The organism is Rhodocytophaga aerolata (genome assembly GCF_030503435.1).
GTDB lineage: Bacteria > Bacteroidota > Bacteroidia > Cytophagales > 172606-1 > Rhodocytophaga > Rhodocytophaga aerolata.
In genome coordinates this window covers 307,138-320,198 of the sequence record NZ_JAUKPO010000001.1, presented here as the reverse complement: position 1 = coordinate 320,198, position 13,061 = coordinate 307,138, and the positions used below count along the sequence as shown (strand labels likewise).

Annotated in this window: 10 protein-coding genes; 8 read left to right on the top strand and 2 right to left on the bottom strand. The window is 41.8% G+C overall.

Going from position 1 to position 13,061, the window contains the following annotated elements; genetic code table 11:
- Window positions 1-9 precede the first annotated feature (9 nt).
- Entirely contained in the window at window positions 10-1,290 is a 1,281-nt protein-coding gene (locus Q0590_RS01260) for a DUF418 domain-containing protein (RefSeq protein ID WP_302035656.1), read from the bottom strand.
- Between the two features lie 272 nt (window positions 1,291-1,562).
- Here Q0590_RS01260 and Q0590_RS01255 point away from each other — a divergent pair, with 272 nt between their 5' ends.
- From Q0590_RS01255 to Q0590_RS01230, 6 genes are all read left to right on the top strand, one after another.
- On the top strand, window positions 1,563-3,014 hold the full coding sequence (locus Q0590_RS01255) for a Gfo/Idh/MocA family protein (RefSeq protein WP_302035655.1): 1,452 nt from the start codon (window positions 1,563-1,565) through the stop codon (window positions 3,012-3,014).
- Window positions 3,015-3,244: 230 nt separating this feature from the next.
- Window positions 3,245-4,273 (top strand): amidoligase family protein, encoded by a 1,029-nt coding sequence (locus tag Q0590_RS01250; protein WP_302035654.1) that lies wholly within the window; start codon window positions 3,245-3,247, stop codon window positions 4,271-4,273.
- The gene (locus Q0590_RS01245; protein ID WP_302035653.1) at window positions 4,237-5,094 is read left to right on the top strand and encodes a gamma-glutamyl-gamma-aminobutyrate hydrolase family protein; all 858 of its coding nucleotides are present in this window, start codon (window positions 4,237-4,239) and stop codon (window positions 5,092-5,094) included. Before Q0590_RS01250 ends, Q0590_RS01245 begins: the two co-directional genes overlap by 37 nt.
- A 71-nt stretch (window positions 5,095-5,165) precedes the next feature.
- Window positions 5,166-5,354, top strand: coding sequence for a hypothetical protein (locus Q0590_RS01240; protein WP_302035652.1), 189 nt, complete (start codon window positions 5,166-5,168; stop codon window positions 5,352-5,354).
- Between the two features lie 308 nt (window positions 5,355-5,662).
- Window positions 5,663-6,940, top strand: a complete 1,278-nt coding sequence (locus Q0590_RS01235; RefSeq protein ID WP_302035651.1) for a T9SS type A sorting domain-containing protein — start codon at window positions 5,663-5,665, stop codon at window positions 6,938-6,940.
- Window positions 6,941-7,081: 141 nt separating this feature from the next.
- On the top strand, window positions 7,082-9,715 hold the full coding sequence (locus Q0590_RS01230; protein WP_302035650.1) for an ATP-binding protein: 2,634 nt from the start codon (window positions 7,082-7,084) through the stop codon (window positions 9,713-9,715).
- Window positions 9,716-9,910: 195 nt separating this feature from the next.
- On the opposite strand, the gene Q0590_RS01225 is transcribed toward Q0590_RS01230, so the two are convergent.
- On the bottom strand, window positions 9,911-10,723 hold the full coding sequence (locus Q0590_RS01225; RefSeq protein WP_302035649.1) for a DUF892 family protein: 813 nt from the start codon (window positions 10,721-10,723) through the stop codon (window positions 9,911-9,913).
- A 482-nt stretch (window positions 10,724-11,205) separates the two neighbouring features.
- On the opposite strand from Q0590_RS01225, the gene Q0590_RS01220 reads away from it, so the two are divergent.
- Complete coding sequence (locus Q0590_RS01220) at window positions 11,206-12,072, top strand: sigma-70 family RNA polymerase sigma factor (RefSeq protein ID WP_302035648.1); 867 nt, start codon at window positions 11,206-11,208, stop codon at window positions 12,070-12,072.
- Window positions 12,073-12,340: 268 nt separating this feature from the next.
- Window positions 12,341-12,661 (top strand): hypothetical protein, encoded by a 321-nt coding sequence (locus Q0590_RS01215; RefSeq protein WP_302035647.1) that lies wholly within the window; start codon window positions 12,341-12,343, stop codon window positions 12,659-12,661.
- Window positions 12,662-13,061 lie beyond the last annotated feature (400 nt).

The following is a 13,061-nucleotide window of genomic DNA, read 5'->3' as shown; positions in this document are numbered from 1 at the left end:
CCTATCCGATTATGGTGCTGGAACTTCCAAACTAGGTTTAGCTAAAGGCTGTACTTTTAGATAGGTGAGGGAACGCCATAGCCACTCCACTGGCCCATATTGATACTTCGTTAGCCACCATTTGCTAAATACTACCTGCAGGAAAAATATAGGAATAGTAAGGGCAGTTGCCGCGGCTACACCAATTTCACCCAGCAAATTAAGACCATAACTCTGGAAAATCAGCAGGCCAAAAGCCGTTTGTATCAGATAACTGGTCAGGGCCATTTTACCGACCGGCGCTAGTTGTGCTAAACGTTTAGTCCAGGTTTTACGGAAGAATAATAAGCTTATGCCGGCTATATAAAATAAAGTAAGGGCCGTACTGCCAGTATCAAAAATAAATCCTCCAACGGCATTTGCATAAGGATTGTCTTTCATTAGCGGTGTTAAAAAGAGGCCACAGGCCAGTAAAATTAACCCAAGGGTAAGTAAACCAGTGTATTTAAAGATCTTCTTAAAAAAAGGTTTGTTATCCGGCAGTTGTTCAAACAGCCGCCTTCTTCCGGCATACATACCCATTAAGAAAAATCCGAGTGTCATGTATATTCTTCCGCTTTCTACTTGAAATTTCATTTTATCAGCAAAAGCCACAAAGTTTTCTTGCAAGGTGCGTACATAGGAGGCATTTTTAATAAAGTCATAATAGTTTTCTGCCTGGGCTTCCCGCTGCTTGTTCTCCGCTTCAACTTGCGCCTGTGCCGGAGCCGGCCCGGCGGTAATAGCTTCATATAGATTGGTGAGTCTACCTGGCAGGTTAAGTACCAATAGCAGAGAAATAAGTAGAAGAGATTTATCCGGCAAATTTCGGAACAGCAGCATCACAAAGCCCAGGATTACATAAATAGTTAAAATATCTCCGCGCCAATGTAAATGATGGATAAGGCCAATTGCGCCTAAAATCAGTAAACGCCAGGCATACCTGCCAAGAAAATGTCCTCCTTTTTCTCTGGCCGAACTTAGTTGTAGCGCAAAACTTAACCCGAACAAAAACGAAAAAATAGTATAAAATTTACCCTGCACAAATATATTGCTGATAATAATTACCGCCATATTAGCCGGATGGCTCATCATTGTTTCGTAAATGCGTTGAGGCAACATCCCCGCTGAAAATTCATTAGACAGGTGGGCAAATAAGATTCCGGCTAATGCAAATCCCCGGAGTACATCTATAACCTGGATTCGGTCTTTTGCTTGCCTGACGGGTATGATGGGGGTGCTAACTACAGAAGTAATGGTTTGAGTGCTCATAGTGTTGGGATGGTTTGTTTTTCAGCAACAAGCTTTCAGATCTGGCATTGAGTAGAGAACAGTAAGGTAATATTTACCATCTGAAATTCAATGAGTTAATGGATGAGCGGAATAAACTATTTACCAAAGGCTATACCTTTTTATGATTATTTGTGGGATATTTCTTTGCTATTCGCAAGCTTTTCTTCTTTTCACTTAAATAAGTCAGTTAGAAAATATTGTATGTTCAATAGTTTTTATTGAACTTTAATGGTATAGAATATATAGGTAACATGGAAAATCAAAACAAACCTGAAAAAGTTAGCCGCAGATCATTCTTACAGGCAGGCACTGTAGCTGCTGCCGGAATATTTATTGTACCCAGGCATGTACTTGGCGGAAAAGGCTATGTTGCTCCTAGCGATAAATTGAATATTGCGGCTATAGGCGCAGGTGGCAAAGGCATGTATAATCTTACCCAGGCATATAACAATGGCAGCGACAATATAGTGGTGCTTTGCGATGTAGATGACCGACAGGCCAAAGAAGCTCGCCAGAAGTGGCCAAAGGCCAGATACCACAAAGACTACCGCCTAATGCTAGAAAAAGAAAATAAAAGTATAGATGCAGTTATTGTGAGTACGCCAGATCATATGCATTTTCCTATTGCCATGGCCGCTATGCAAGCAGGTAAGCATGTGTACGTAGAAAAACCCCTTACCCACGATATTTATGAAGCCCGCATGCTGACAGAGGCAGCAAAAAAATACAAAGTAGTAACCCAGATGGGCAACCAGGGCAGCAGCGGTGACGATACACGTAACATTGAAACCTGGATTCAGCAAGGGTTGATCGGCGATGTACACACCGTACACACCTGGACAAACCGCCCGGTGTGGCCACAAGGAGTGCCTACTCCCAAAGACAAAATGCCAGTACCTCAAGGCGTGGACTGGGATTTGTGGCTCGGCACCGCTCCATTCCGTGAATACCATGAAGCCTATATGCCATTCCGCTGGCGGGGGTGGTGGGATTTTGGTACTGGCGCCTTAGGAGATATGGGCTGCCACATTATGGATGTGCCCTTCCGGGCGCTCAAATTGGGATATCCGGAGGCTGTGGAATGTAGTGTTGGAGCCGTATATGCAGATTTTTTTAAAGAAGCTGATTTCTCAGAAAGCTGTCCGCCATCTTCGGTTATTTATTTGAAGTTTCCGGCGCGCGGGACTATGCCTGCTGTAGATTTCTCCTGGTCGGATGGGGGAATTCTTCCCAAACGTCCCATAGAACTGAAACCGGACGAAAAAATGGGTGACCAAGATGGAGGAATGATTTTCGAGGGAACCAAAGGTAAATTAACAGCAGGCATGTGGGGCAGAAAACCTACGTTGCTTCCTACCTCAAAAATGCAAGAGGTTACGCTGCCGGCAGCTGCCAAACCTATGGTAGAAGGTGGGCCGGAAGGGCATCAGCAGCAATGGGTAAAAGCTTGCAAAAAGGGACATGGGGCCTATACCAGCTCTCCGTTCGAAGAAGCAGGTCCGCTTACTGAAACTATTTTGATGGGTAACCTGGCTGTACGCAGCTACAACTTCCGGCAACCTAATGCCGATGGCAAAGGCTATTCGTATCCTGGCCGCAAACAATTACTCTGGGATGGAAAAAATATGAAAATCTCAAACTTCGATACAGCTAACCAATTTGTAAAAAGAGAATACCGGCAAGGCTGGAGTTTACCAGGCTAACCAAGCTGCTAGCAATAGGCTGTAACAAAACGATATACTTTTTTAGAGCTAACATTAAACAAGATAAACCCATAAAAATTGCCTAGCTTAGTATAGGAGGCAATTTTTATGGGTATTCTTATTTTTAATTCCTTGATACTGCCCACGCCTTCATGGGAATTCCTTATTTTCTGCAACTAAGGTGGAGTTTTTATACGTATACAAAGCACTTTAGAGAAATATCATTTTTTATGGAATTCAAAAAACCTCCCGTTATTCTCAATGAGAAAGGGGAAATACGTAGAGTAGGCTTTGAGCTGGAATTTGCCGGAGTAGATTTACAAAAAGCGGCAACCGTAATTTTACAGCAATATGGCGGAGAATATGTAACCACCGATAAGCAGAAACAACGGGTAAACAATTCGTCCATAGGCGATTTCTGCCTGAATGTAGATTTACGTTTATTGTCTGAGAAAAAATATACGGTATTGTTTGAGAAACTAGGCATTAATCTGGCTACAATCAATATTGGCAACACCTCCTTGGACACTGTTATTGAAAATGTACTGGAATCAGGGATAACTACGGTAATTCCCTATGAAATTTCTGCGCCATCCCTGCCAATTACCGAGTTGCATCAAATTGAGCGCTTAAGGCAGGGGCTCCAGGAAATTGATGCAAAGGGCACAAAATCTTCCATTCTCTATGCATTTGCTATGCATATAAATCCTGAGTTGCCGGAAAAAAATGTACAAACCCTGCTTGCCTACACCAGAGCCTTTGTAATGCTCTATCCATGGCTGTTTAAAGTCTCTGAAATTGCTATTGCCCGCCGGATCAGTTCGTTTATTAATCCATTCCCGGCTGCCTATATACGGTTTATCTTAGATGAACAGTATGCTCCGCAGCTAGATCAGTTCATAGATGATTATTATCTGCTGAATCCAGACCGCAACCGGCCTTTGGATTTGTATCCGGTATTTGCCTGGCTGAACGCAGAAAAAGTAAACGGCCTGAAAGATATTGGTAAAGTTTCTCCAAGGCCTACGTTTCACTACCGCTTACCCAACAGTTTAATAGATGATCCGGACTGGACCATTGCCCAAGAATGGAACCGCTGGGTAGAAGTAGAAAAACTGGCCTGCGACCCCGGCGCACTAGCCGAGTTAAGCAAGGAATACCTGCGGATTTCGGCGATGAACCTGACAAATTTTGAGGAAATATGGATTAATAAAATGGAAGAATGGATGCAAAGCCGACCTTTACCAAGCCAACTATAGGCATAACCGGACCAGATACTGGCGGTACAGCCGCCTGGTTTTTTACAGCTCTTTCTGTACTGATTGCAGGCGGTATACCCAGGCGGATTACGCCTGCTAAGCCACAGCCGGTAGCTAAATTAGATGCGCTTATTATTGGAGGTGGAGCAGACGTTGATCCGAATACGTACGAAAAAGATAATTTTATTCAGGCCTACCTAAATCAGACACTTAGAAATAAACGCAAATCGTTCCTGCAACGGATCAGCAGCTTCTTCAGTCTGATTCTTTATCCGGCGGTGTATTTTATTCGGATTTGGCTAAGCCGGGGTACTCAAGGTCATGGCCTGGATAAAGACCGGGATTTGCTAGAGTTTAATCTGCTGAATCAGGCTATAGAGAAACAAATACCTGTACTGGGTATATGCCGTGGCTCACAACTGATTAACGTATATTTTGGGGGAACGCTTTACAAAAATATCAAAGACTTTTATACAGAAAAACCGAACAGGCATAGCATCTTTCCTGTTAAAAAAGCTTTTGTACAGCCTACCACCAGACTATCTGCCATACTAAATGTGCCTGAATTAATGGTAAACTCCATCCATAACCAGGCTGTTAAAAAGCCAGGGAAAGGCATAAAAATTGTGGCAAAAGAATCAAACGATGTGGTTCAGGCCATTGAGGCAACTACTGAGTATTTTATTATGGGGGTGCAATGGCATCCGGAATACCTGATCCAGAAAAAAATACACAGGCGGATATTCAAAGCCTTAGTAAAAGCCAGTATAACGAAACCAGCAACGAAACAAAATGAACCGGAAGCAATAGAAGCCGGATAAGAAGGTTACAATTTTCAGCCTGGTACATTAATAAGCAATAGTAATACAGTTTAACTTTAGAAAAGGCCGCTATGAAAAAGCACCGCAAATTAGAAGTCCGTAAACGGGTTAACGATACACTCAGTCAACTGAAGGAAGCACAAACTGATCTGGGCAGGCAAACCTTAAGAAAGCATTTAGAAGTACTGGAAAAAGAATTTGTTACTTATCCAACGAGCAGCAAGCCAAAGAAAAAAGAAAAAAAGCTAGTAGTCTCTTAAAAAGGTAGCTACTCTGCGTACATTCAGGTATGCATCAGCCGGTGAGGGAATCATACGATTTGCTCACCGGCTGATGTGTTTTAAAAAGGTTTGTAGGCTATATAAAATAAGGTTCTTATGAAGTAGATGGCTGAAAAATAGGGATATAGGCTATTTTTTATCAATATATATTAACAGGTAATAGCTGCAGTACAGTCAGGAAATAATACATACATATATCAAACTTTTGTACTTCTCCGTATGAATCTCATAAGTTTAGTATACAATATCTCTTCAAAGGGATGTCTTCCCTTACTGATTATCCAGCTATGCAACAAAAAACACTTACTCCCTACATCAACCTGACCGGGGTATTATTCGTAGTGCTTAGCCTATTAGGCAGTATCCCCACAGCATCAGCACAGATTTCTACGCCAGGACCAATTCTCTCTTGTCCCGGCCATAACGAAGACTTTAACAGTATGGTAGCCATGCCCTCGGCCTACCGCGAAAATCTCCAGTCTATTGGCAATGTAAACTCTACTATTACTGTTAATTACAGCGGCTTTACTCCACAGGCGCAACAGGCATTCCAGTACGCGGTAAGTATCTGGCAATCGGTATTGGTCTCTTCAGTTCCTATTCAAATTGATGCAAGCTGGGAGGAATTGGAAACTACTACGCTTGGTTCCGCAGGGGCTACCACCTTATACCGTGATTTTCCGGGAGCCCTTAGACCTGGACTATGGTATCCGGTAGCTTTGGCTGAAAGATTAACCGGCAGGGAGCTAAATGAACCTGGGGAACCAGATATTGTGGCTTCGTTCAACAGCAATGTAAACTGGTATTATGGCATAGATGGACGTACCCCGGCTGGGCAGTATAGCCTGGTAACAGTGGTGCTGCATGAAATAGCTCATGGCCTAGGGTTTTTCTCTTCGTTTGATGTGGCTACCAACCAGGGGCAATGGGGAGAAGAAACTGGCTATGCCTTTGTATACGATTATTTTATTGAAAACACCAGCAATCAGCGGCTTACCAATACCACTCTTTTTCCAAATCCCTCTGCAAGTCTGGCCAGCCAGTTAACCAACAATAATTTATTCTTTGATGTGTCTTCTTCTAACAACCCGGCTACTGCCGATGCATTACCACGCATATATGCGCCAAGGCTTTTTAGCTTAGGCTCCAGTATTTCGCATTTGGACGAGTTCAGGTACCCGGCTGGCAACGAAAATGCCCTTATGACACCTCAGATCGGGAGAGCAGAATCTATTTACTGGCCCGGTGAGCTCACGCTGAGAATGCTTTCTGCCATTGGATGGCGTACCCGTACGCCAGAAGCCGGAGACGAGCCAATAGCCATATTTCCCAATCCCACCAATGGCACCTTAACAGTGGATGGCTTTTTCGAAGAAAACATTACCGGACTTTCCATAAAAGTAACCGATTTGCTAGGTAAAGAGTTACTAACTTCCAGTTTAACCGGAGCCAGACGGTATTTTACGCAGCAGTTTGATATGCGCCAGTTTCCTGCCGGCTTGTATATGGTAAGTATATATACTGGCCAACAGGAGTTTATTCACCGGGTAATGGTCACCCGATAATCTTCCTGTACAATAACCCTATCTGTTTAAGCCAGAGTGGCTTTTCATTACATAGTATGGGTTTGCAGCTAATATTGGTTTTTATCTTGCTGATTCTTGGTAAATTTGCCTCGTAGTATGTGTAGCTAATAACCGGTGCAGATGAATAAATTTATCAAGCTTTGGAACCGTTTTTCCTATATAGGCTTAAATAATACCCACAGTTATTTATCCAACAGGAAAATTATTTTATGTAACCAGCTAGGATTCCTAGTGGTGATCAATACGGTTTTATACGATGTGTTTCTGATTGCTTTTCATATTCATTCCCTCATTTTTCTTCATACACTCTGTATAGGCATCTATTTGTTTGTATTCTGGCTGAATAGAAAAGGGCATTATACCTATGCCAAGTATTTTCTGCTATTTACGGCATGCACGGAAATATTTTACGACTCTTTGCTGCTGGGGATGGAAGCTGGAATTTACCTTTGTTATTTCCCCCTGGTTTGTGCCGCACTTGTGCTGTTCGACTACCGCGAAATGGACAAATCGCTACTAGTTTTATCCGTTAGCCTGGTGAGTCTCTTTGCACTTCATTTGCCTGTAAAACTTAATTCGTGGATAATTCCGCTTTCCCCTACTAAACTGGATATTCTGTATTCGTATTCGCTGCTTACTTCCTTATTGCTTACTATTCTTTGCTTATACCATTTGATAAAAGCCAATTACTTTGTAGAGAACGAATTAACCTCCACCGTTTTAACAGAAGAGAGCCTCAACAAAGTGTTAACTCATAGGGAAGAAGAGTTAAAGACTAATCTGGAACATTTGTCGAAGCTTACCCGCGAAATAGATGCAGAAAAGGCAAAATTATCAGCCATCGTGGAGAATGCGAATCATTACATTTGGTCGTTAGACAGCGAGTATAAGCTTACGTATTATAATTCCAGATACAAAAAGTTGTTTTATTACCGCTTTGGAGCCGATATAAAAACCGGAGACAATTTCATCAGCTTGTTGCCCCCGAAAATAGCCCGGCAATGGAAAGGCTTTTATGACAGAGCGCTTGCCGGCGATAAATTTTCTGTAGAGCTTCCTGGTGAAAATTTTTACAAAGAAGTATTTTTTAACCCTATTATAGATAAAGATAAGAAAGTAGTGGGGGTAACTACCTTCATGCAAAACATTAACGACCGGAAAGTAGCAGAGATTGAATTAATTGCGGCCAAAGAAATGGCTGAGCAGGCTACCAGAATAAAATCCGACTTTTTATCGAACATGAGCCATGAGATTCGTACCCCTATGAATGCGGTATTAGGGCTTAGTAATCTGCTGCTAGAGCAAAATCCACGGCCCGACCAGGTAGAACTATTGAAAGTACTCCGGTTTTCGTCGGAAAACCTGCTTGCGCTGATTAATGACATACTGGATTTACAAAAGATTGAAGCAGGAAAAATACTTTTTGAAGAGGCCACGTTCAATATCAAAGACCTGCTCCATACCATTATTTATGCATTTACCTTTAACGCAGCAGAAAAAGGCATTAGCATCACCCTGCATACAGACAAGAACATACCAGAGGTGCTTACCGGCGATCCTGTACGCCTGACGCAGGTATTAAATAATTTGTTAAGCAATGCGATAAAATTTACCAATGCTGGCTCTATAAAACTGCACGTAAGCTTAACGGCAAGCCAGGGTACTTCCTGTAATCTTTCTTTCTCTGTAACAGATACCGGCATAGGGATACCGGCTGAAAAGCTGGAGAAGATATTTCTGGCTTTTGAACAGGCTGAGCCAGATACAACCAAAAAATACGGCGGAACCGGACTTGGCCTGGCCATCAGTAAAAAGCTAATAGAATTGCAGAATGGCAAAATATGGGTAAACAGCCTAGAAGGCATAGGCTCTACTTTTGGCTTTTGCTTGCCTTTCCGGACAGACGCAGCCAAGGCGGCATATAACTTATCGGGGCAGGCTTCCATGAAAACTGACCTGGGGCATATCCGCTTGCTGCTGGTAGAAGACAACCAGGTAAATATAATGGTAGCACAAAAGTTTTTGCAGAAATGGAATATTACGGCTGATGTAGCAGAAGACGGCAGGCAAGCCCTAGAAAAGGTGCAGCAAAAAACCTACGACCTAGTGCTGATGGATTTACAAATGCCAGTAATGAATGGCCTGGAGGCTGCCAGTGCCATCCGTCGGTTGTCCGGAGAGTACGAGAAATTATCCATTATTGCCCTCACAGCCGATGTAAGCGCCGACATTAAACAAAAGATCAAAGAAGCTGGAATGAACCATTACCTGGCTAAGCCCTTCCATCCAACAGATTTATATCAGGTAATTGTCTCCTGCACAGTTCCAGTAGCTGACAAGCCGGTAGAAAGTAGTTCTCCAGCAGTGGAGCCTGAAAACAAAGCGAAAGAATTAAATTATCAGCAAATTCAAAAGCTGGCTGAAGGAGATAAACAATTTATGCAGGAGTTGCTGGATGCTTGCCTGAACAATATTTCTGAGTTACAGGGCTCTTATACCTCAAGCATGCATAGCAAAAATGTAGACGGGCTACGGGATAGCATGCATAAATTTAAATCGCTGCTACAGTTACTGGATTTGGCTCAGTTGCATGAACTACTGGAACAAAGTAAACAAGTGCTACAAACCAAGCAGGATAATGGGGAAGTTATTTCGCAATTGATCAAACAAACTGAAGAAGAGTGTTCCTGGGTAAAAACAGAGCTATCCAGATACAAGGCTATTCAAGAGAAGGAAGCAGTAAATCCTCACTAATACACACTAGTGACAAATTATTATAAGCATGATCACCCTTCCTATATCCATACTGTATTTAAAGACAGCTACAGGCTTTCTTGTTTGAAAAGATGATAGAACGAACAATCCTTGTTTGATCACTATATAGATCAACTACATTAAAAAACCTCCTGGCAACTAACCAGGAGGTTTTTTAATTTCTATTCATCTACATTAAAACTTAGGTCCGCCAGCTCCATAGGGGCTGTTTTGTGATTGTGGACCTGAAGGATTGCCGCCAGATTTGCCTTCCTGGGCAGAAAATTTATCTAGCAGTGATTTGGCAACATCCGATACGGAGCCCAACTGGCCGCCAAACTGGTCGAACAGGTTATTGGCTTGTGACGAAATTTTTCTTCTGAAATCTGAGCCGGTAGAGGGTGCCAGTAACATACCTACCGCTACACCAGTAGCTGCGCCAAGCAATAAACCCGATAACGAAATACCAGTATTACTGCTGCTGCTATACTCACTAGTTTCCTCATAATACCCGGTAGAATAAGTCGCCTCACGGTTAATTGAATTTTCAGCCATCGCTGTCAACCGCTTATCTGTTGCATATTCTTCATCCAGGTTTTGTTGCAGCAAGCTGGCTGATTCCTGGTCGCCTAGTTGTTTGGCATAGGCAATGGCTGTACCATAGCAAGCTATTTCATTATGCTCTATTTTCTGAGCTGCGGCAATCAGGCCGGCATCAATTACATCCGACTGGCCTTTTGCTTTAATGATTTTCTCACCTTCGGCAATCAGGCCTAGGGTAGCTTTGGAAGTCTGTCCTTTAGGGCTTTCTCCCAGGCGGTCGAATATCTGCTCGAGCCGGTTTATCTGACCTTCTGTTTCTGCATAGTGCTGCTCAAACGCTTGTTTCAATTCATCGTGGTGGGCAGCGGCTTTCATTTTTTTTAAGCCCAAAAGAATTTGCTTTTCAGCACTATATAGGCTCCTCAGTTCAGTTACATACAGTTTTCTTAATGTTTCAAGTTTCATGATTGTAGGTGGTTTAAGTTTATATTACCTTAAATTTAAGCCTTTCAAAAAGGCCACTATTACAGACGGACATACGCTGCGTATTGTTGTGATAAAAAAAATATTTTAACAGGTAATTAGTGGTTTTATGTATTTAACTAACGGAGGCAAGTATTTTTGCTTATATTTTAGTAGTAGAAAATGAAGATATTTTTGTGCTGGAACCTGTTAAAATTTATCTGTACAGAATAAACTTTTGGCACCGCTAATTTGTATCTAATTAAGAGAGAAGCTACAAAATGAGGATGTTATAAATGTGTAAGTTTGTAATTTATATAGAATTCCTCTTTAATGGATTTTGACCAAATTAAATTTTGGTTTTCACGAATACTCCTTCCTTGTTTTATTCCCATTTAGCTTCTGGCGGATTCGTACAAGTACATAACAGTAGTAGGCGGGAAAACCTAAAGGTGTGTACCAGGTAAAAGTAGAATGATATACCCATGCGACAACTTAAAATATCAACATTAATAACCAACCGCGACAGTGCTACCATTGAGAAATATTTCAATGAGATTTCGAAGGTTGCTATGATTACCCCGGAAGAAGAAGTAGATCTGGCCCGCCGCATCAAGTTAGGCGATCAGGCAGCTCTGGAAAAAATGGTAAAGGCTAATTTGCGATTCGTTGTGTCTGTAGCCAAGCAATACCATCATAGCAAAATACCGCTTAATGATCTGATTAATGAAGGCAACCTGGGTTTAATTAAGGCTGCGAAAATGTTTGATGAAACCAAGGGTTTTAAATTTATCTCCTATGCCGTATGGTGGATTCGTCAGTCTATTATGGATGCGCTGGACCGGCACTCGCGGATTGTAAAGATCCCGGCTAATAAAATTGGCGGCCTGTCTAAAATAAACCATGCTTCCGCATTAATGGAGCAACGTTTTGAAAGAGAACCAACCCTGGAAGAACTGGCTGAATTTATGGGAATAAATGTAGAGGAGATTAAATCAACCAATGTAGCTTCTATTAAACAGTCGTCCTTAGATGCGCCTTTCAGCGACAGTGAAGATGGCTCATTACTCGATGTGCTCGATAATCCGGATGCAGAATCTACAGATGCTGCTCTTAGCGACAAAGAGTCGTTGAGCATAGAACTGGAAAGAATCTTAGCGACCTTACATACGCGTGAAAAAGAAATTATTTGCCGTGTATTCGGCATAGGCTACGAGTATCCGCAATCTATTGAAGATGTATCTGAACGAATTGGCGTTTCCCATGAACGGGTGAGGCAAATAAAAGAAGGTGCATTACGTAAATTAAGGGCACGTGCCGGCCGTCACTTATTGCAGTTCTTTCTTAACTGATCCAATATAAGGCGCTACGGCCTATGAAAAAATTCTATGCTGGTAGCGCCTTTATGTAAGCGTGTGGTGGTAAATTTTACACTATAGTTTCAAATATTGCATTTCAGCTCAATAATTACATAGTTTTCTATACTGTAAGCGGAAGAGAGTAGTTACTACGCTTGAATTTTTATAATTTAGAGCTTCCTTCCAGATTAACCCTATCCGGAAAAGATTTCAACTAACAAAAAATAAAATATCTGAAATACATATACATCTATTACTAACTATGGCAGCTGAATTAATCAATGAATTAAGATCTATCCGGGATAAGGTAAATAACCTGGATTTGAATGATGCAAAAGCGTTGGAATTGGAAGGTCTGATTGATCAGACAATAAATATACTGGGAAAACTAAAAAATCCACGTCACGACTTTTTTGACAGCCGCAGAACCACTGCCTTACGTGATCTGGAATATGATAAAAGCAGACATTTGAAAGGCTATTGGTCAGCTGGAAATAAAGTAGAAAAAATTTCTGAATTCAGCCGCGCCCGTAACGAAGTGAAAACTGTAATCAATCAAATATTGTCTACGTTCGGTAGGTAATACGTAACTTTATAATAAGGCTACCTGAAAAGACCTGTTTTTTGCCGATCATCCGGCTAAAAACAGGTCTTTTTGCCTGGATTAAAACATACAGTTAAAGTCAGGCAGGCGTCACACTCCTTCTGCCTGCTATCAATCATTCATCTCGGATAAACTGCCCAGTAGAAGTATCTTTTCTGGTGATAATGAATTACCTAATTGCTATTTTTTTTGTTTGTGGGTAGCCTGTTCAGCTATACCTGTGCGTAACCTTCATTTTAAGAATGCTTTTGGGCGAAAGCCTGACAGGAATATATATCAAAAAATCTCTTATTAACTGTGTACTAGCATAATGCGGGGAAGCTCTGTAAAAAGATCAGTAGCCTAAAAATATAAATGAAAAGCAGGAATGAACTGGGGA

Bases quoted from the DNA above. Each gene is read 5' to 3' on its own strand.
- Q0590_RS01260 (WP_302035656.1), bottom strand. From the start codon at position 1,290: ATGAGCACTCAAACCATTACTTCTGTAGTTAGCACCCCCATCATACCC.
- Q0590_RS01255 (WP_302035655.1), top strand. From the start codon at position 1,563: ATGGAAAATCAAAACAAACCTGAAAAAGTTAGCCGCAGATCATTCTTA.
- Q0590_RS01250 (WP_302035654.1), top strand. From the start codon at position 3,245: ATGGAATTCAAAAAACCTCCCGTTATTCTCAATGAGAAAGGGGAAATA.
- Q0590_RS01245 (WP_302035653.1), top strand. From the start codon at position 4,237: ATGGATGCAAAGCCGACCTTTACCAAGCCAACTATAGGCATAACCGGA.
- Q0590_RS01240 (WP_302035652.1), top strand. From the start codon at position 5,166: ATGAAAAAGCACCGCAAATTAGAAGTCCGTAAACGGGTTAACGATACA.
- Q0590_RS01235 (WP_302035651.1), top strand. From the start codon at position 5,663: ATGCAACAAAAAACACTTACTCCCTACATCAACCTGACCGGGGTATTA.
- Q0590_RS01230 (WP_302035650.1), top strand. From the start codon at position 7,082: ATGAATAAATTTATCAAGCTTTGGAACCGTTTTTCCTATATAGGCTTA.
- Q0590_RS01225 (WP_302035649.1), bottom strand. From the start codon at position 10,723: ATGAAACTTGAAACATTAAGAAAACTGTATGTAACTGAACTGAGGAGC.
- Q0590_RS01220 (WP_302035648.1), top strand. From the start codon at position 11,206: ATGCGACAACTTAAAATATCAACATTAATAACCAACCGCGACAGTGCT.
- Q0590_RS01215 (WP_302035647.1), top strand. From the start codon at position 12,341: ATGGCAGCTGAATTAATCAATGAATTAAGATCTATCCGGGATAAGGTA.